16 protein-coding genes are annotated in these 17,284 nt (G+C 70.5%); 9 read left to right on the forward strand and 7 right to left on the reverse strand.

What is annotated here, in order from left to right; translation table 11 throughout:
- Window positions 1-23 precede the first annotated feature (23 nt).
- On the reverse strand, window positions 24-1,184 hold the full coding sequence (gene hppD / locus ACZ3TS_RS36550; RefSeq protein WP_467626206.1) for a 4-hydroxyphenylpyruvate dioxygenase: 1,161 nt from the start codon (window positions 1,182-1,184) through the stop codon (window positions 24-26).
- A gap of 253 nt (window positions 1,185-1,437) precedes the next feature.
- Here hppD and ACZ3TS_RS36555 point away from each other — a divergent pair, with 253 nt between their 5' ends.
- Genes ACZ3TS_RS36555 through ACZ3TS_RS36570 form a run of 4 tightly spaced genes read left to right on the forward strand, consistent with a single transcriptional unit; the run spans window position 1,438 to window position 5,079 of the window.
- Window positions 1,438-2,535 (forward strand): methyltransferase, encoded by a 1,098-nt coding sequence (locus ACZ3TS_RS36555; protein ID WP_467626207.1) that lies wholly within the window; start codon window positions 1,438-1,440, stop codon window positions 2,533-2,535.
- Entirely contained in the window at window positions 2,532-3,632 is a 1,101-nt protein-coding gene (locus tag ACZ3TS_RS36560; RefSeq protein WP_467626209.1) for a prenyltransferase, read from the forward strand. Before ACZ3TS_RS36555 ends, ACZ3TS_RS36560 begins: the two co-directional genes overlap by 4 nt.
- Entirely contained in the window at window positions 3,629-4,129 is a 501-nt protein-coding gene (locus ACZ3TS_RS36565) for a polyprenyl synthetase family protein (protein WP_467626210.1), read from the forward strand. The genes ACZ3TS_RS36560 and ACZ3TS_RS36565 overlap by 4 nt, the downstream gene beginning before the upstream one ends.
- A 2-nt stretch (window positions 4,130-4,131) precedes the next feature.
- Window positions 4,132-5,079, forward strand: a complete 948-nt coding sequence (locus tag ACZ3TS_RS36570) for a tocopherol cyclase family protein (RefSeq protein ID WP_467626212.1) — start codon at window positions 4,132-4,134, stop codon at window positions 5,077-5,079.
- A 39-nt stretch (window positions 5,080-5,118) separates the two neighbouring features.
- On the opposite strand, the gene ACZ3TS_RS36575 is transcribed toward ACZ3TS_RS36570, so the two are convergent.
- From ACZ3TS_RS36575 to iolC, 6 genes are all read right to left on the reverse strand, one after another.
- Window positions 5,119-6,516: an APC family permease gene (locus ACZ3TS_RS36575; RefSeq protein ID WP_467626213.1), complete on the reverse strand. Its 1,398-nt coding sequence runs from the start codon at window positions 6,514-6,516 to the stop codon at window positions 5,119-5,121.
- Between the two features lie 298 nt (window positions 6,517-6,814).
- A complete protein-coding gene (mmsA, locus tag ACZ3TS_RS36580) occupies window positions 6,815-8,317 on the reverse strand; it encodes a CoA-acylating methylmalonate-semialdehyde dehydrogenase (protein ID WP_467626215.1) in 1,503 nt (500 codons plus the stop codon).
- 14 nt (window positions 8,318-8,331) lie between these two features.
- Complete coding sequence (gene iolD, locus ACZ3TS_RS36585) at window positions 8,332-10,215, reverse strand: 3D-(3,5/4)-trihydroxycyclohexane-1,2-dione acylhydrolase (decyclizing) (RefSeq protein ID WP_467626216.1); 1,884 nt, start codon at window positions 10,213-10,215, stop codon at window positions 8,332-8,334.
- Window positions 10,212-11,033: a 5-deoxy-glucuronate isomerase gene (gene iolB / locus ACZ3TS_RS36590; protein ID WP_467626218.1), complete on the reverse strand. Its 822-nt coding sequence runs from the start codon at window positions 11,031-11,033 to the stop codon at window positions 10,212-10,214. Before iolB ends, iolD begins: the two co-directional genes overlap by 4 nt.
- Before the next feature lie 7 nt (window positions 11,034-11,040).
- Window positions 11,041-11,910, reverse strand: a complete 870-nt coding sequence (locus tag ACZ3TS_RS36595; protein WP_467626228.1) for a Cgl0159 family (beta/alpha)8-fold protein — start codon at window positions 11,908-11,910, stop codon at window positions 11,041-11,043.
- Window positions 11,911-12,122: 212 nt separating this feature from the next.
- Window positions 12,123-13,139, reverse strand: a complete 1,017-nt coding sequence (gene iolC, locus ACZ3TS_RS36600; RefSeq protein ID WP_467626219.1) for a 5-dehydro-2-deoxygluconokinase — start codon at window positions 13,137-13,139, stop codon at window positions 12,123-12,125.
- Window positions 13,140-13,261: 122 nt separating this feature from the next.
- On the opposite strand from iolC, the gene ACZ3TS_RS36605 reads away from it, so the two are divergent.
- From ACZ3TS_RS36605 to ACZ3TS_RS36625, 5 genes are all read left to right on the forward strand, one after another.
- A complete protein-coding gene (locus ACZ3TS_RS36605; protein ID WP_467626220.1) occupies window positions 13,262-14,179 on the forward strand; it encodes a sugar phosphate isomerase/epimerase family protein in 918 nt (305 codons plus the stop codon).
- Between the two features lie 637 nt (window positions 14,180-14,816).
- Window positions 14,817-15,056: a chaplin ChpG gene (chpG, locus tag ACZ3TS_RS36610; protein ID WP_467626221.1), complete on the forward strand. Its 240-nt coding sequence runs from the start codon at window positions 14,817-14,819 to the stop codon at window positions 15,054-15,056.
- 246 nt (window positions 15,057-15,302) lie between these two features.
- Entirely contained in the window at window positions 15,303-15,944 is a 642-nt protein-coding gene (locus tag ACZ3TS_RS36615; RefSeq protein ID WP_467626223.1) for a hypothetical protein, read from the forward strand.
- A gap of 221 nt (window positions 15,945-16,165) precedes the next feature.
- Entirely contained in the window at window positions 16,166-16,462 is a 297-nt protein-coding gene (locus ACZ3TS_RS36620; protein WP_467626224.1) for a hypothetical protein, read from the forward strand.
- Window positions 16,463-16,589: 127 nt separating this feature from the next.
- Window positions 16,590-17,087 carry a DUF5949 family protein gene (locus ACZ3TS_RS36625; protein WP_467626225.1) on the forward strand — a complete coding sequence of 166 codons (498 nt, stop codon included), beginning with the start codon at window positions 16,590-16,592 and terminating at the stop codon, window positions 17,085-17,087.
- Window positions 17,088-17,284: the final 197 nt, after the last annotated feature.

Raw genomic sequence — 17,284 nt, forward strand, 5'->3', positions numbered from 1 at the left:
GGATTCGTCCCGTTCGGGAGTGACTACAGGTTTCCCCGACGTTCCTGTTCACGTTCCACGGCTTCGAACAAGGCCTTGAAGTTGCCCTTTCCGAAACCTTGGCTGCCGTGCCGCTCGATCAATTCGACGAAGAATGTGGGTCTGTCGCCGAGCGGCCGCGTGAAGATCTGCAGCAGATATCCGTCGTCGTCCCTGTCGACCAGGATGCCGCGATCACGCAGTTCGGCGATGTCGACGCGGACCGTTCCGATACGGGCGCGGAGTTCCGGATCGTCGTAGTAGGCGTCGGGGGTCGTCAGGAAATCGACGCCCGCCGACCGGAGCGAGTCGGTGGCGGCGACGATGTCGTCTGTTTCCAGGGCGATGTGCTGGACGCCGGGACCGCGGTGGTACTGAAGATACTCGTCGATCTGGGACCGCTTCTTCCCGGGAGCCGGCTCGTTCAGCGGCAGTTTCACCTTCCCGGCTCCATCGGCGACGACCTTGCTCATGAGAGCGGAGTATTCGGTGGCGATGTCGTCGCCGATGAACTCCGCCATGGTGGTGAAGCCCAGAACGCGCTGGTAGAAGTCGACCCATTCGTCCATGCGGCCGAACTCCACGCATCCCACCGTGTGGTCGATGCGGTGGAAGAGCCTCGGGCCGGTGGGAGCGGGACCCGTGGACGGGCGGTCGAAGCCCGGCAGGAACAGGCCTTGATAGTGGCCGCGCTCCACGAGTGTGTGGCGCAGTTTCCCGTAGGTGGCGATCGCGGCTGTACGGACCTCCCCCATGTCGTCGGCATGAGTGGTGGGTTCCTGGAGCACGGTGGCTCCGGCTTCGATCGCGTAGGCCAGGCCCTCGTCGAGGTCGACCACCTCCAGGGCGATGTCACTGACACCGTCCGCATGGTCGAAGGCCCACCGTGCGGCGGTGCTGTCCGGCTCGGCTCCGCCGGTGATCAGGAACCGCACATCACCCGAGGTGAGCAGATATTCCACCGTGCCGTTGCGGGACTTCTCACTGCCGCGATGGGCGGTCAACTCCATACCGAACGCGGTGACGTAGAAGTGCGCCGCCTGACGGGCGTTTCCGACGCACAGCCGAATATGGTCGATCCCCATGAGATCCAGGGTCCTTTTTCCATGAGCACCCGCGTCCTGCCGCGCGGGACGAGAGGAAAGAGTGGTGGTGTGCAGCTCCATACCTGGAGTCCTTTGCGCCGAGGACAAACGGAAGGCTTCCCGCCGACGCAGCATCCTGGCACGCCCGATGTCCCGAAACGCCAGCCCATACACCGTGTGAGTGGCCCATTCACCCGCAGGGACCACCGCGTTCCCCGGCCTTCTTCGCCCCGCTGTTCCCGCATGCGAGCATGCGTCGTGGTCACCACAGCGCCGCATGAGCACGGCCACCACACATGCGCGCCACTGCTCCTACGCCGCCGGAAGGCTCCTCATGACGTCATCCACCACGGCGCAGCCCTCCGGGGCACAGGCCGCCCCGGGACGGTCGGCTCACGGGCTGACCATGGACCGCCTGTCGTTCATCCTGTTCGGGCATGCGGCCTTCCAGTACCTCAACGCCGCCTGCGAGCTGGGTCTGATCGAACTGCTCCTCGCGCAGGGCCCCCTGACGGAGGCGGAGATCCGTGACCGCCTGGAGCTGGAAGAGCGGGCCGGAGCCATTCTGCTGCTGGGATGTACCGCCCTGGGCCTGACGGTCAAGGAGGGCTCGCGCTACCGCGTCGCCGACCTCGTCGCGACGCTCGACAAGGACGGCACCTGGCCCAAGATCAAGGACACGGTCGCCTTCGAGCAGCACATCGTCTACGAGGGCCAGGCGGATTTCGTCGATTCACTGCGCCAGAACACCAATGTGGGCCTGCGTCGCATTCCCGGCGACGACCCCGACCTGTACCACCGCTTCAGCAGCCACCCACGCCTCGAATCCGTCTTCTACCGCTACATGCGCTCCTGGTCAGAACTGGCCCATGACCATCTCGTGCGCAAGCTGGACCTCAGCGGTGCGCGGCGCCTGCTCGACTGCGGCGGCGGCGATGCCGTCAACGCGATCGCCCTGGCACGGCACAACCCCGGCCTCGACGTCACCGTGCTGGAGATTCCCGCGTCCGCCAGGGTGACCAGAGCGAAGATCGCCGAGGCGGGTCTGGCTTCCCGCGTATCGGTCAAGCCGTGCGACATGTTCGCCGACCCGTTCCCGACGGACATGGACTGCGTGCTCTTCGCCCACCAACTGGTCATCTGGACCCCTGAGGAGAACACGGCTCTCCTTCGTAAGGCGCACGACGCCCTCCGGCCCGGTGGCCGCGTCGTCATCTTCAACTCCATGTCCAACGACGAGGGCGACGGACCGCTCATCGCCGCGCTCGACAGCGTCTACTTCGCGGCCCTGCCCGCCGAAGGCGGCATGATCTATCCGTGGCGGGTGCACGAACAGTGCCTGCGCGACGCGGGGTTCGGCGCCATCGAGCGCGTGACGGTGCCCGGCTGGACCCCGCACGGCATCATCATGGCGACCAGAGAGGCCCCATGAGTCCGCACCGGGCGGCCGCCTCACCGGTCGACGTGGGCCCGGTGGCCGCCTTCCTCAGACTGGCCCGGGTCAAGTTCCTGTTCCAGAGCATGATGGTGACCGGCTTCGGGGTCACTCTGGCCGTCCACGCGACCGGAGGGTTCTCGCTCCCCGCGTACCTGCTCACTCTGGGGTTCGCCTGGTCGACCCACCTGATGACCCACTTCTGCAACGAGTACTTCGACCTGGACGCGGACCGGGCCAATCCTTCCCCCACGTCCTGGACCGGCGGCAGCCGCACCCTGGTCGACGGGCTGCTCCAGCCCGGTGTCAGTCTCTCCGCCGCCTTCGTCGCGCTCTTCATCGGGACCGCGCTGATGGCCGCGATGCCCAGCGGGTCCGCCAGACTCCTGGCCGTCACCCTGGCGGCACTGGCCTGGTTCTACACGGCTCCTCCGCTACGGCTGAACTACCACGCGTTCGGCGAAGTCACCTGCGCGGCCGTGCTCTACGGCATGGGACCGCTGCTGGCCGCTCTCCTGCAGTCCGCTCCGCTCTCCCCGCTCCTGCTGTGGTGCACGGCCGTCGTCTGCCTCCTCCAGGTGCTGCGCTGCCTGATCATGAACCTCGCCGACATCGAAGGTGACCGCATCGTCGGCAAGCACACCCTCGCCACCGTCCTCGGGCCCGTGCGGGTGGTTCAGGTGTACGGAGCGGGGCAGGCCGTCCTCTATGTCGGCGTGTTGGCGCTGACCGCCACCGGTCGCCTGCCGCTGATCGTGGCGGTGGCCCAGGTCGTCTGTGCTCCTGCGGGCATCCACGCCTTCCTGGGACTGCGGCGCGGAGCGCTCGCGGAGCGCGGCGGCGCGGACCGGGTCACCTTCTGGGCTTCCATGCAACTCCCGCTCACCACCTGCGCGACCATGACAGCGCTGCTAGTCGACCTCGCCCGGCGCGGTACACCGGCCCCTGCGCTGTGGAACGTCATCGCGGCGGGCACCTCGGCACTGTTCGCCGGGTGGCTGGCCCGCACGGCGGTGGCAGCCCACCGCCCGCCCTCGTCCGCACCAGCGACCTGCGCTCCCCACCCCGTGGAGGACGGAGCACGCCGGCCGTGAGCAGCCCGGCACAAGCGCCGCCCGCTCCGCCCGGAAGGGACGGGAAGGCGCGTCCCTGGACCGGGCCCTCCGCGGTGTCGGTCGCGGAGAACCGAGCCGCGGCGTTCGGGCGCCGCCTCGGGACGGCCTTCCGGTGCATCGACGACATCCTCGGTCTGCTCGGTGACCGACGACGCACCGGCAAGCCCGTCGGCAACGACCTCCGGCTCGCACGGAAGGCCATCCCGGTCATCTCGGCGCTCACCACGACCGATCCCGCGGTCACGCGGCTGCGGGGACTGCGGGGACTGCTGGGACGTACGAACGAACGTCCCAGCCCGCAGGACCTGCCCGAGATCCTGGACCTGATCGAGGAAGCCCCCACCGCCGCGGCACGCGACGGAGCGCGCCGGCGGACGACGGCGGCGCTCCAAGCGCTCGCGCCGGTGCGCCTGCCGCGCGACATCCGGGAGCGGTGCGCCGCGATGGCCGAGTACGTCACACAGCGGGAGACCTGAGGATGCCCGCCGCGTGGTGGCGCGCCACGGGCGCTACCCCGCCCTGGGGAGACGCCCTCCGCTCCCACCAGGCGCTGATGGAGGGTTGTCTGTGGCGGTTCACCGACACCGAACGGCGCCGGGTCCTCCTGGTCGCGTGCGGGGTCAACCACCACCGAGGCCGTCGCTGGGGAAGTGTGACCGTAGCGGCGAGCCCGCTCTCCCTCGTCCGGTCGACCACTCATGACGGTGCCTGGACGGCCACTCGCTGCCACGCGGTGGGTGTTCCGCCCGCACTCCGCTTCGCACACGACAGGCTGCGGGTCCGTTTCGCGGACGTGTGCCTCGAGGCGACCATCGTGCCCTCACCGCGACGGCGGAGCGTGCTTCCGGCGGCCGGCGTCTTCTCGCTGCTGCCGGGTCTCAACCACTACTGGCACCCCCACCTCTTCGACGCACGGGTCGAAGGGACGGTGCGCCTGGGCCGCCACCGTTGGGACCTTTCGACGTGCGAGGTGTACGCGGAGAAGTCCTGGGGACGCGGGTTTCCTCCCCGGTGGTGGTGGGGACAGGCGCACGGCTTCGACGGCGACGGCATCGGCGTGGCGTTCGCCGGCGGCCTGCTCGGGCGGGGCCGGATCACCGCGCCGGTCGGCGGCATGGTGATCAGCAGGGGCGGCCGACGCCTCAACCTGTTCCCTCCCACGGCGATCGTGCGGGGCGGACACCAGGCCGGGCTGTGGCGGATCACCGCCACCAGTCCGCGCTACCGGGCAGAGCTCACCGGCGAGGGAGCGGGCAGCCCGGCTCTGCGGCTGCCCCTTCCCTCGCTCACCCCCCACCGTCTCGGTCACTCCACCCACCATCCGGCCGGCACCGTCCGGCTGCGCGTCCTGCGCGGCAGGCGTCTGGTGTACTCGGGTGCCTCGACGCTTGCCGGCCTCGAGACGGGCGAGGCTCCGGCTCCCTGACACATCGTGCGGAGAGCGGCCCGGGACACACGCGAGGGCTCAGGCCTGCGCGTCCTCCGGAATCGACACCAGCCAGCGCGTGTCGCGGCGCGGACGCAGGTAGAGGAGCCAGTACAGGGTGGCCACCGCCGTGATGCCGCCCGTCCACAGCAGGTAGCTCGCCTCCTGCTGGCTGAGGATGTACGCCAGGACCACGATCAGCAGGACGGGCATCGCGGGCCACAGAGGCATCCGCCACGCCGGAGTCCTCGCATGGGAGCCGCGCCGGGCGAGCAGGGCGGCCACGGCCACCAGTAGGTACATGCCGGTCACGGAGACGCCCGTGACGCCGTACAGCGTGTCCAGGTTGACGAAGCACAGCAGCGCGCCGGGGACGCCCACCACGAGGGTGGCGACCCACGGGGAGCCGAACCGGCCGAGCTTGGCAAGGGCGTTGTTGACCGGCTCGGGCCACGCCTTGTCGCGGGCCGAGGCGAACAGCACGCGGGAGTTCTGGATGACCATGACGATGCCTGCGTTGATGATCGCGAGGGCCACGCAGAGGCTCACGAAGGTGCCGACGGCCGAGTTCGACCAGGCGGTGACCATGCTGCTGATGTCGCCGCCGGTCAGGGCCTGCAGGTCCGAGGCGCCCATGGTGATGGCGACGACCGGGACCAGGATGACGACCGAGGAGATCGCGAGAGTGGTGAGGACGGTGCGGGCGACGTTGCGGCGCGGGTCCTCAAGCTCCTCGGAGAGGTAGACGGCGGTCGAGAAGCCCTGTGTGACGAAGAGGGCGATGGCGAGCCCGGAGACCACCAGCATGGCCGTCACGGTGTCCGCGTGGCCGCCGGAGCCGGCCACCTGCATCGACACCAGGCTGCCGACGCCGCGCTCGCTGTGCGTGAAGCCCAGGATCGCGACGACACCCGCGGCGACGACCTCGAGGACCAGGAAGATACCGGTGATCCAGGCGTTGGCGCGCAGGTCGAGCAGACCGGCGAGGGTGGCGAGCAGCATGACCCCGGCGCCCGTCATCGCCGGGTCGAGGTGCACGACCGGCGCCAGGTAGTCCGCCGTGCCCATCGCGATCACCGGCGGGACGATCATGACGACCAGCAGGGACAGCACGAAGACCAGCCAGCCCGCCAGCCGCCCGGCCAGCGTGGACACCATGGCGTACTCGCCGCCGGCGCTGGGGATCAGCGTGCCCAGCTCCGAGTAGCAGAACGCCACGGCGATACAGAGGAGGGAGCCGATGGCGATCGTGAGGGCGGTCGCTGTGCCGAGCGAGCCGAAGAGATCGGGGACGACCACGAAGAGTGTGGAGGCGGGCGTCACGCACGACAGCGTGAGCAGGGTGCCGCCGACGACTCCGATCGAGCGCTTGAGTTTCTGAGGACTGTCCGACGCCTCGATGACGGCGTTGTCGACAGGACGGAGCGTGTCGGTCATGCGGCGGTTCCGATCGACTGGTGCGGCTGGTTGCGGTAGGGAGCGCTATCGCCTCCGGCGGCTCTCGTCGTATGTCACTTCGTCCGCTCCCGGCGCTGATGGAACCCCGACGAAAACCGTCACGTCAATGGGTCCCCACCTACGGAATCAGTGGCGAGATGTTGTTGCACAACTGATTCGCGCGTCTACTGCACTGCCGCACGGCGGCTTTTCACCGTACGGGAACCGCAGCAAGGTTGTGTAAAAAAATGAGGCCGTCCGCATAACGGACGGCCTCATCAAGGTTTCGGGGGCACTCTCAGTGGTTCCGCGGGAACCCGAGGTCCACGCCCGCCGGAGCCTCCGACGGGTCGGGCCAGCGGGAGGTGACCACCTTGCCGCGGGTGTAGAAGTGCGTGCCGTCGTTGCCGTAGATGTGGTGGTCGCCGAAGAGCGAGTCCTTCCAGCCGCCGAAGGAGTGGTAGCCCACCGGGACCGGGATCGGCACGTTCACACCGACCATGCCCGCTTCGATCTCCAGCTGGAAGCGGCGGGCCGCGCCGCCGTCCCGGGTGAAGATCGCGGTGCCGTTGCCGAACGGCGAGCCGTTGATGAGGTCGACGCCCTCCTCGTAGGTGTCGACGCGCAGCACGCACAGCACCGGGCCGAAGATCTCGTCCTGGTACGCCTTCGCCGAGGTCGGCACCTTGTCGAGGAGCGAGATGCCGATCCAGTGACCGTCCTCGTAGCCCTCTACGGTGTGGCCGGTGCCGTCCAGGACGACCTCGGAGCCTTCCGCCGCCGCGCCCGTCACGTACGAGGCCACCTTGTCGCGGTGCGCCTTCGTGATCAGCGGGCCCATCTCCGACGCCGGGTCGTTGCCCGGACCGATCTTGATCTTCTCGGCGCGCTCGCGGATCTTCTCCACCAGCTCGTCGCCGATGGAGCCCACGGCGACGACGGCGGAGATCGCCATGCAGCGCTCGCCCGCCGAGCCGTACGCCGCCGAGACCGCGGCGTCGGCCGCCGCGTCCAGGTCCGCGTCCGGCAGGACCAGCATGTGGTTCTTCGCGCCGCCCAGGGCCTGCACGCGCTTGCCGTTCGCGGAGGCCGTGGTGTGGATGTAGCGGGCGATCGGGGTCGAGCCCACGAAGGACACGGCCTTGACGTCCGGGTGCTCGAGGAGACGGTCCACGGCCACCTTGTCGCCGTGGACGACGTTGAAGACGCCGTCCGGCAGGCCGGCCTCCGCCAGCAGTTCGGCGAGGCGGATCGCCGCCGACGGGTCCTTCTCGGACGGCTTCAGCACGAACGTGTTGCCGCACGCGATGGCGATCGGGAACATCCACATCGGGACCATCGCCGGGAAGTTGAACGGCGTGATGCCCGCGACGACGCCCAGCGGCTGCCTGATCGAGGCCACGTCCACGCGGCTCGCGACCTGCGTGGACAGCTCGCCCTTCAGCTGCACGTTGATGCCGCAGGCCAGGTCGACGATCTCCAGGCCGCGCGCGACCTCGCCGAGCGCGTCGCTGTGCACCTTGCCGTGCTCGGCGGTGATCAGCTCGGCGATCTCGTCGCGGTGCGCGTCGAGCAGCGCCCGGAACCTGAAGAGGATGGACGTGCGCTGCGCGAGCGAGGACTGCCCCCAGGTGCGGTAGGCGTCCTTGGCCGCCGCGACGGCCGCGTCCACCTCGTCCACACTCGCGAAGGCGACCTTCGTGGTGACCGCGCCGGTCGCCGGGTCCGTCACCGGACCGTACGTGCCCGACGCGCCTTCGACGGCCTTGCCGCCGATCCAGTGGTTGACGATCTTCGTCATGCCCAAGAACTCCTTCACAGATGGCGGCGTCGGGTCGAGACGTGCCGGTCGTACTCCTCGCGCGCCTTGACCGCCGACGGCCGTGTCGCGGTCTCGGCCACGGGTACATCCCACCAGGCCTGCGCCGGAGGCGCGCCCGACACAGTGTCTGCGGTTTCGGTCTCCACGTAGACACATGTGGGAGTGTCCGCGTCGCGTGCCTCGGCGAGGGCGGCGCGCAGGCCGCGTACGGTCTTCGCGCGCAGCACGCGCATGCCGAGGCTGGCCGCGTTGGCGGCGAGGTCCACGGGCAGCGGCGCCCCCGTGTACGTACCGTCCTCGGACCTGAAGCGGTAGGCGGTTGCGAACCGCTCGCCGCCCACTGTCTCCGACAGGCCGCCGATGGACGCGTAGCCGTGGTTCTGTACGAGCAGGATCTTGATCGCGACGCCCTCCTGCACGGCCGTGACGATCTCCGTCGGCATCATCAGATACGTGCCGTCGCCGACGAGCGCCCACACCGGCCGGTCCGGGGCGGCCATCTTCACACCGATGGCCGCCGGGATCTCGTAGCCCATGCACGAGTAGCCGTACTCGAGGTGGTACTGGTCACGGGAACGGGACCGCCACAGCTTGTGGAGGTCGCCGGGGAGCGAGCCGGCCGCGTTGATGATGATGTCCGACTCGTCGACGACGGCGTCGAGCGCGCCGATGACCTGCGGCTGCGTCGGCCGGACGTCCGGTTCTTCGGCCTCGAAGCACGCGTCCACGCGGTGCTCCCAGCGCTGCTTGTCCTCGGTGTACTCGGTGACGTATGCCGCGTCGACGCGGTGGTCGTGCAGCTCCAGCGCCTCGGTCAGCTCCCCCAGACCGCTGCGCGCGTCCGCGATCAGCGGCAGTCCGGAGAGCTTGTGCCCGTCGAACGGGGCGATGTTCAGGTTGAGGAAACGGACACCGTCACCGCTGAAGAGGGTGCCGGAGGCCGTCGTGAAGTCGGTGTAGCGAGTGCCGACGCCGATCACCAGGTCGGCGGTGCGGGCCAGTTCGTCGGCGGTCGCCGTGCCGGTGTGCCCGATGCCACCCACGTCCTGCGGGTGGTCCCAGCGCAGCGAGCCCTTGCCGGCCTGGGTGGAGGCGACCGGGATGAGGGTGGCCTCGGCGAACTCGGCGAGAGCCTCCTCTGCCCGGCTGTGGTGGACGCCGCCACCGGCCACGACGAGCGGGCGCCGGGCGGAGCGGATCGCGTGGACGGCCTTCGCGAGTTCGACCGGGTCGGAGCCCGGACGGCGCACCGTCCACGTGCGCTCGGCGAAGAACGCCTCCGGCCAGTCGAAGCCTTCCGCCTGCACGTCCTGCGGCAGCGCGAGCGTGACCGCGCCGGTGTCCACCGGGTCGGTGAGCACGCGCATCGCCTGGAGGGCGGCCGGGATCAGTGCCTCGGGGCGGGTGATCCGGTCGAAGTACTTCGAGACCGGGCGCAGACAGTCGTTGACGGACACGTCACCGGCGTGCGGGACCTCGAGCTGCTGGAGCACCGGGTCCGCCGGCCGGGTGGCGAAGACGTCGCCGGGCAGCAGCAGGACCGGGAGGTGGTTGACGGTGGCGAGGGCGGCACCCGTGACCAGGTTGGTCGCGCCGGGCCCGATCGACGTCGTCACGGCGTGCGTGGACAGCCGGTCCGACTGGCGGGCGTAGCCGACCGCCGCGTGAACCATCGACTGCTCGTTGCGGCCCTGGTGGAACGGCATGACATCGCCGTACTCGACCAGCGCCTGCCCGAGGCCCGCGACGTTCCCGTGGCCGAAGATGCCCCAGGTCGCGCCGATCAGGCGGCGGCGCACGCCGTCGCGCTCGGTGTACTGGGCGGCCAGGAAGCGTACGAGCGCCTGAGCGACCGTGAGCCTCGTCGTTGAGGTCATCGGTATCCCCCTGTGCTTTCTATGTGGGCCGGGTGGAAGCAGATCCGCCACTGGCGCTCCTCACCCGGCCCGGCCATGACGTTCAGGTAGTACATGGTGTGTCCGGGCTGGGCGACGGAGGGGCCGTGCCAGCCGTCGGGGACGAGGACGGCATCGCCACTGCGGACCTCGGCGAGGACGTCGGATCCGCCCTCACGGGAGGGGAATACGCGCTGGTATCCGAAACCGTTCGGGCCCTGGATCTCGAAGTAGTAGATCTCCTCCAGCTCCGTCTCCTCGCCCGGCCGCGTCTCGTCGTGCTTGTGCGGCGGGTACGAGGACCAGTTTCCGCCGGGTGTGATCACCTCGACGGCGATGAGCTTGTCGCACTCGAAGGCGTCGGCAGAGGCGAAGTTGCGCACCTGGCGGGCGCAGTTGCCGCTGCCGCGGTCTTCGACGGGGACCTCCGGCGCGGGGCCGTAGCGGGCGGGGAGTCGGCGCTCGCACTTCGCTCCTGCCAGGGCGAAGCGGCCTCCCGCGCCGGAGGCGATCTGGACCCGGGCGTCCCGGGGCACGTACGCGAAGTCGGAAACCCCCGCGAACACGTCGTCCCTGCCCAGGAGTTGGAACATTTTGTCCTCTATGTGCACGGTACAGGCGCCCTCGAGGGGAAGCACGATCCACTCGCTGTCACCGGTGGTGAACATATGCGTGCTGCCGGGCCGGAGCTCCACGATCCGCAGACTGCTGTGGCTCCAGCCGGCCCGCTTGGGGTCGATGTCGAGGGCGTACTGCGCGTTCGTGGTGGCGCCCCTGGGGACGTACAGCTCGTTGCTCATGCGGCCCTCACAGAAGTCCTACGGCGGTGTCCACGGCCGTGGCGACGTCGCCGTCCGCCGGGTACAGCAGCGAACGGCCGACCACCAGGCCCTTGACGGTGGGCAGTTGGAGGGCCCCGCGCCACTTCTCGTAGGCGCCCTCCTGGTCCTCGCCGACGTCACCGCCGAGCAGCACGGCCGGCAGAGTGGAGGTCTCCATGACCCGGGCCATGTCGTCCGGATCGTCCGTGACCGGGACCTTCAGCCACGTGTACGCCGAACTGCCGCCCAGGCCGCTGGCGATGGCGATGGACCTGGTCACGGCCTCGGCGCTCAGGTCGTTGCGGAGCCGGCCCTCGGGGGTGCGGCGGCTGATGAACGGCTCGATGAAGACCGGCAGCCCGCGCTCGGCCATCTCGTCGATGACGCGGGCGGTGGACTCCAGGGTGTTGAGCGATCCCGGGTCGTCGTAGTCGATGCGGAGCAGCAGCTTGCCCGCGTCGAAGCCGAGCCGCTCGATGTCCCGCGGGCGGTGGCCGGTGAAGCGGTCGTCCAGTTCGAAGGAGGCGCCCTGGAGGCCGCCGCGGTTCATCGACCCCATGACGACCTTGTGGTCGAGGGCGCCGAGCAGCAGCAGGTCGTCGAGGATGTCGGCGGTGGCGAGCACGCCGTCGACACCGGGACGGGACAGCGCCAGACAGACCCGCTCCAGCAGGTCGGCGCGGCTCGCCATGGCCATCCTGCGGTCACCGACGCCGAGGGCGCCGCGGGCGGGGTGGTCGGCGGCGACGATCATCAGTCGGCCCGTGTCGCTGATCAAGGGACGCCGTGACCGGCGGGCGGCGGCCTCGGCGATCGCCTGGGGCCGGTGGGCGCGGAGGCGAACGAGCTCGGCGATGTCAACGCGCGGGGTGGGGGCCCTGTCGTGTTCCGCGTGCGCGGTGGGGGTCTTGTCGTCGTCCACGCGCGCGGTGGCGGTCTTCTGGTGCTCCACGCGCGCGGTGGTGGCCTTCTCCTCGTCCACGCGCGCGTGCGTGTCGCCGGAGCGGCCGTTCCGGAATTCGGTGCCGGCCTCGCCCTCGTGGCGGGCGCCCCCGACATGTCCGGTCCTCACAGCACCGCTCCCGCCGTGACCGCGCCCTCGACCTCGGCGGCCGTGGGCATCGCGGACGAGCACTCCAGACGGGAGGCGACGATGGCGCCCGCGGCGTTCGCGTACCGCATGATCCGCTCCAGCTCCCAGCCGCCCAGCAGCCCGTGGCAGAGGGACCCGCCGAAGGCGTCGCCCGCGCCGAGGCCGTTGAGGACCTTGACCGGGAGCGGGGGGACCTCCGCCGACTCGCCCGTGCCGCTGACCGCGAGGACGCCCTTGGGTCCCTGTTTGACGACCGCGAGTTCGACGCCTGCGTCCAGCAAGGCGCGTGCGGCGGCGTGCGGGTCCCGCTCACCGGTGGCGATCTCCACCTCGTCGATGTTGCCGACGGCGACGGTCGTGTGGCGCAGGGCCTCGGCGTAGAACGGGCGCGCGGACTCCGGGTCGCGCCAGAACATGGGCCGCCAGTCGAGGTCGAAGACCGTCGTACCGGCCTTGCCGCGATGGGCCAGCGCGGCGAGGGTGGCGGTGCGGCTGGGCTCCTCGCTCAGGCCCGTGCCCGTCATCCAGAAGATGCGCGCGGCGCGGATCGCGTCCAGGTCCAGCTCGTGCGCGTCGATCTCCAGGTCGGGAGCCTTGGGCTGCCGGTAGAAGTAGAGCGGGAAGTCGTCCGGCGGGAACACCTCGCAGAACGTCACCGGGGTGGGCAACCCCGCGACCGGCGTGACCCAGCGGTCGTCCACGCCGAAACCGCGCAGTGCCTCGTGGAGGTAGGTGCCGAAGGGATCGTCGCCCGTGCGCGTGATGACCGCAGTACGGCGTCCGAGACGCGCAGCGGCGACCGCGACGTTCGTCGCCGAACCGCCCAGGTACTTCCCGAAGGACGTCACCTGCGGCAGCGGCACGCCCGTTTGCAGCGGATAGAGGTCCACGCCGATCCGGCCCATGGTGATCAGCTCGTACGGGCCACCGGGGCCGCTCGGGCCGCCGGACCCCGCGGCGGCGTGCGGCGCGGACTCCTTGAACTCCTCCATCGAGTTCCCTTCACATCGGCTGCCCCCAGGTCTAGCCGCGTTGAGGGAGCCGTGTCAATGTTTTGTCCAGACATTCGGACGACAGCTTGACATGGCTTCGGAGTGGCCGGAAGCTGACGCCCATGACGTCGTTGTCACCCCAAGGCCCACTCTCCCGTATCCAGGTCGGATCGGCCCCCGACTCCTGGGGCGTCTGGTTCCCGGACGACCCCCGTCAGGTGCCCTGGCAGCGCTTCCTCGACGAGGTCGCCCAGTCCGGGTACGAGTGGATCGAACTGGGCCCCTACGGCTATCTGCCCACCGATCCCACGGTGCTGGCGGAGGAGACCGGGAGGCGCGGCCTCAAGGTCTCGGCGGGCACGGTCTTCACGGGGCTGCACCGGGGCCCTGACGTATGGGCGGCCACGTGGGCGCACGTCTCGGACATCGCCGCGCTGACCCAGGCCATGGGCGCCTCGCACCTCGTGGTCATCCCGGCGTTCTGGCGGGACGACAAGACGGGCGAGGTGCTGGAGCCGAGCACCCTGACCGCCGAGCAGTGGCGGCACCTGACCACGCAGACCGAGCGGCTGGGGCGCGAGGTGCGCGAGCGGTACGGGCTGGAGATCGTCGTCCATCCGCACGCCGACACGCACATCGACAGCGAGGAGAACGTCACGCGCTTCCTCGACGCCACGGACTCCTCGGTGGTGTCGCTGTGCCTGGACACGGGACACTACGCGTACTGCGGCGGTGACAGCGTCAAGCTGATCGAGACCTACGGGGAGCGGATCGGTTACCTCCATCTCAAGCAGGTCGACCCGGAGATCCTGGCCCAGGTACGGGCGGACGAGGTCCCGTTCGGCCCTGCGGTGGCGCGTGGCGTGATGTGCGAACCGCCCTCCGGAGTCCCCGCGCTGGAGCCGGTGCTGGCGGCCGTGCAGAAGCTCGACGTCGACCTGTTCGCGATCGTGGAGCAGGACATGTACCCGTGCGATCCGGACAAGCCGCTGCCGATCGCGCGGCGGACCCGGGCGTTTCTGAGGTCGTGCGGGGCGTGAGGCGGCGCGCGTAGGCGCGAGCGGTGCTCGGGCACCCGCGCGTCCTCCAGGGCCTCAGGGCTGGGCGAAACCGTCGTCCGGCGGGGTTCCGGCCTTTTCCGGTGGCGTGCACCATGGGTGGTTTCCGGTGTGCGCTGGGGGAGGGCGGATGGCGAGTGGGATCGTGTCGCGGGGCAGGCGCGGGCCGGGTGGCAGCTGGGAGACCGTGGTCGCGTCTCCCCATCCCAGGCTGCGCCCGGGTGATCAGCTACCGCGGTGAGGCGACCAGTCTCCTGATCTCCCCGAACCGTAGTGCGCATTTTTCCAAGACCGGCAGGATCGCCTGAGGGCACGCTGGACGCTCCGGCAGTCGCTGCGGGGGAGCGCGCGGACCGGCGGGCCGGGCCTGGCGCAGCGGGTCCGGCCCGCCCTGCGTGGGGCGGGGGCGGTGTGTCGTGCGGCGTGGGATCGGCGGCGACGCACGGCACGGCGGCGGAACCGCGGCCTGCCGGACGAGTCAAGTGTGTCGGAGCTGTGGAGCCCGGCAATTCCGGAGATCACCCCATCGGAGGCGCAACCCGGGTGCGCACCCCGCAGTTGACTCAACGTCGGGCATTCCGCCCCGGCTGTTGTGACGATCCCCAAGGAGCACCTCTCCATGTCGCGTATCGCGAAGGGCCTGGCCCTGACTTCCGTTGCCGCTGCGGCCGTGGCGGGCACCGCCGGCATCGCCGCCGCCGACAGCGGCGCCATCGCCGCCGCCGACAACTCCCCGGGCGTCCTGTCGGGCAACGTCCTGCAGGTCCCGGTTCACGTTCCGGTCAACGTGTGCGGGAACACGGTCAACGTGATCGGCCTGCTGAACCCCGCGTTCGGCAACTCCTGCGTCAACGGCTGACGCCCGAGCGGACCCCTTCTACCGGCCGTTCTCCCTCCGGGAGGCGGCCGGTTGGCGTTGCGTCGTCCGGGCGTACCCCAAACGGGTGGGTCGGGTTTCAATGCGTCGAAGGGCGTCCCACCAGGGAAGAAGCCCGCGATTGCCCGGTGCGGGAGCTACGCAACGCGTTCGCTCGGTTGCAGGAGTCGATGTCCGCTTTCACGGTGAGCACAAGGACCCCAACGCTCACAACGAAGGGAACACCCCATGCGTGCTCTGCCCGCCCGGCGCCTCGCCTCCTCCGCCGTCTGCGCCACGCTCGTGCTCGGCATCGCCGTGCCGACTGCCGTGGCCGCCGACCACGACTCATCGCACGGCCGCACGCACGCGGCGGCGGCACCCGTGCCCGGGGCGGACGCGCTCCTGGCGCAGGCCCAGTGGCTGGCCGGCGCCGGCGGTGCCGCGGCACCGGTCACCGATCTGCTCACCGCCGTGCTCAAAGCGGACAACGGTCAGCTCCCCGCGGACGAGACGGCCAGGCTGGGCAAGGCCGCGAAGGACGCCCTCGCCGAGACAGGCACGCCGACGCCCGTGCCGACCGTCCCCATACCGACGGTCTCCCTCTCGCAGGGCGAAGCGCTCGCCGCTCTGCAGAAGGCGGTCGACAAGCTGATGGCAGCGGCCACCTCGGGTGACTCCAGAGAGGTGCTGCCGATGGCCAAGCAGGTGCTGCACGCGCTCTTCAAGGTCGTCCTCGTCAACATGGTCGGTGGTGGTCTGCCCAGCCTGCCCGCGATGCCCAGTCTCCCGCCGATGCCCAGTATCGCCCCGATGCCCAGTCTGCGGCCGATGCCGCACCCGACGCTCACCGCGCCGCCCACGGCGTTGCCGTCGCGCCCGACGACCTGAGCCGGGGCGGTACACACGCGCCGAACCGCCGTCGTGCCGGACGCGGGTGCAGGCCGACGGCTGTTCGGCCGCGTACAGGGCCGGTCCCGGGCCGCTTCTCCTCAGCTTTCCTGCGAGCCACAGGAATCTTCCGCACGCGGGGTTTCCGCGGGTCAGGGGGCTCGTTAGCCAGGGCACACCCATTCCCCCTGGTGACATGAGTCGCCGAAGAAAGGAACCCGATGAAGTCCCTCAAGGCCGCCGCTGTCGTCGCCGGATCCCTGACCGTCACCGGGATCGCCGCCCCCGCTTTCGCCGGCGATGCCTCCAACCTCACGCCCACCAGCCTCAACGGCGCCCTGGAGACCGTCACCGCCCAGAAGACGCTCGACGTGCGTCCCCTCTCGCACCAGTCCGACGGCCTCGACACCGAGAACAAGGACTCCCTTCTCAGCACCGTGAAGAGCGCGGCGACCACCCTCAACCAGCAGGGCGGCCCTGCCCGGCTGCTCGGCGGACTTCCCCTCCAGGGCCGGTGAGTTCCACCTCGCCTTCCGGCCGTGCCGTCACCGCGGATCCCCCGTTCGTGTGGTCGCCGTCGACCGAATCCCCCGGTCGGGCGAGAAAGCGTCCGGCCACGCTCCGGCCCGTCGATACGGTTCCGCGGTGACCACAACCCCCAGTGATACGCGCCCTTTCCGCGCCGCAGACCTCGGCACGCTCGTCGTCCTGGCCTGGAGCGGTGAAGCTCCCGACGGAGACATGCCCTACCTTCTCGCCTACTCCCTCGGCGACGGCGCGAACGGCCCCGAGGGCTCCAGGGCCGCCGTGGCGGCCCTGCTGCGCAACAACGGACTGAACCTGGGCGAGGAGGTCGTCGACGGCTCCCAGCGCCCGGGTCTGCCCGTGACACTGCTGGCGGAGGCTGGCCAGGCCGTGGTCACCATGCCGTACCTGAACGCCCAGTGCACCGTGCCCCCGGAGTGGCTCGCCGCGGTCCGCACACGCGGCTACGCCTACTTCGTGTTCGCCACCCGCCCCTGGCCCGATGCGGTGCCCGGCCGGCCCGTGGACCCGGCACGGCTGGCCGCGTTCGCGGGCGCCGAGGAAACCCTCAGCGGCGCCGCGCACGTGTTCCTGCCGGCCCGCAGCCTGCGCGGCTGACGCACGAAGAGGGGGCGGTCGCGGGGGGGGGCCCCCCCGGGGGGGGGGGGGGGGGGGGGGGGGCGCCCCCCCCGGGGGGGGGGGGGGGGGGGGGGGGGGGGCCCCGGGGGGGGGGGGGGCGGCGCCCCGGGGGGGGGGGGGGGGGGGCGGAGGCGGAGGCTACGAGAGTCACGGCGTACATGCCGGCATCGGCGGCA

The organism is Streptomyces sp. NPDC022910 (assembly GCF_055561075.1).

Bases quoted from the DNA above. Each gene is read 5' to 3' on its own strand.
- hppD (WP_467626206.1), bottom strand. From the start codon at position 1,184: ATGGAGCTGCACACCACCACTCTTTCCTCTCGTCCCGCGCGGCAGGAC.
- iolB (WP_467626218.1), bottom strand. From the start codon at position 11,033: ATGAGCAACGAGCTGTACGTCCCCAGGGGCGCCACCACGAACGCGCAG.
- ACZ3TS_RS36620 (WP_467626224.1), top strand. From the start codon at position 16,166: ATGAAGTCCCTCAAGGCCGCCGCTGTCGTCGCCGGATCCCTGACCGTC.
- ACZ3TS_RS36560 (WP_467626209.1), top strand. From the start codon at position 2,532: ATGAGTCCGCACCGGGCGGCCGCCTCACCGGTCGACGTGGGCCCGGTG.
- ACZ3TS_RS36615 (WP_467626223.1), top strand. From the start codon at position 15,303: ATGCGTGCTCTGCCCGCCCGGCGCCTCGCCTCCTCCGCCGTCTGCGCC.
- ACZ3TS_RS36605 (WP_467626220.1), top strand. From the start codon at position 13,262: ATGACGTCGTTGTCACCCCAAGGCCCACTCTCCCGTATCCAGGTCGGA.
- iolD (WP_467626216.1), bottom strand. From the start codon at position 10,215: ATGACCTCAACGACGAGGCTCACGGTCGCTCAGGCGCTCGTACGCTTC.
- ACZ3TS_RS36570 (WP_467626212.1), top strand. From the start codon at position 4,132: ATGCCCGCCGCGTGGTGGCGCGCCACGGGCGCTACCCCGCCCTGGGGA.
- ACZ3TS_RS36575 (WP_467626213.1), bottom strand. From the start codon at position 6,516: ATGACCGACACGCTCCGTCCTGTCGACAACGCCGTCATCGAGGCGTCG.
- ACZ3TS_RS36555 (WP_467626207.1), top strand. From the start codon at position 1,438: ATGACGTCATCCACCACGGCGCAGCCCTCCGGGGCACAGGCCGCCCCG.
- mmsA (WP_467626215.1), bottom strand. From the start codon at position 8,317: ATGACGAAGATCGTCAACCACTGGATCGGCGGCAAGGCCGTCGAAGGC.
- iolC (WP_467626219.1), bottom strand. From the start codon at position 13,139: ATGGAGGAGTTCAAGGAGTCCGCGCCGCACGCCGCCGCGGGGTCCGGC.
- chpG (WP_467626221.1), top strand. From the start codon at position 14,817: ATGTCGCGTATCGCGAAGGGCCTGGCCCTGACTTCCGTTGCCGCTGCG.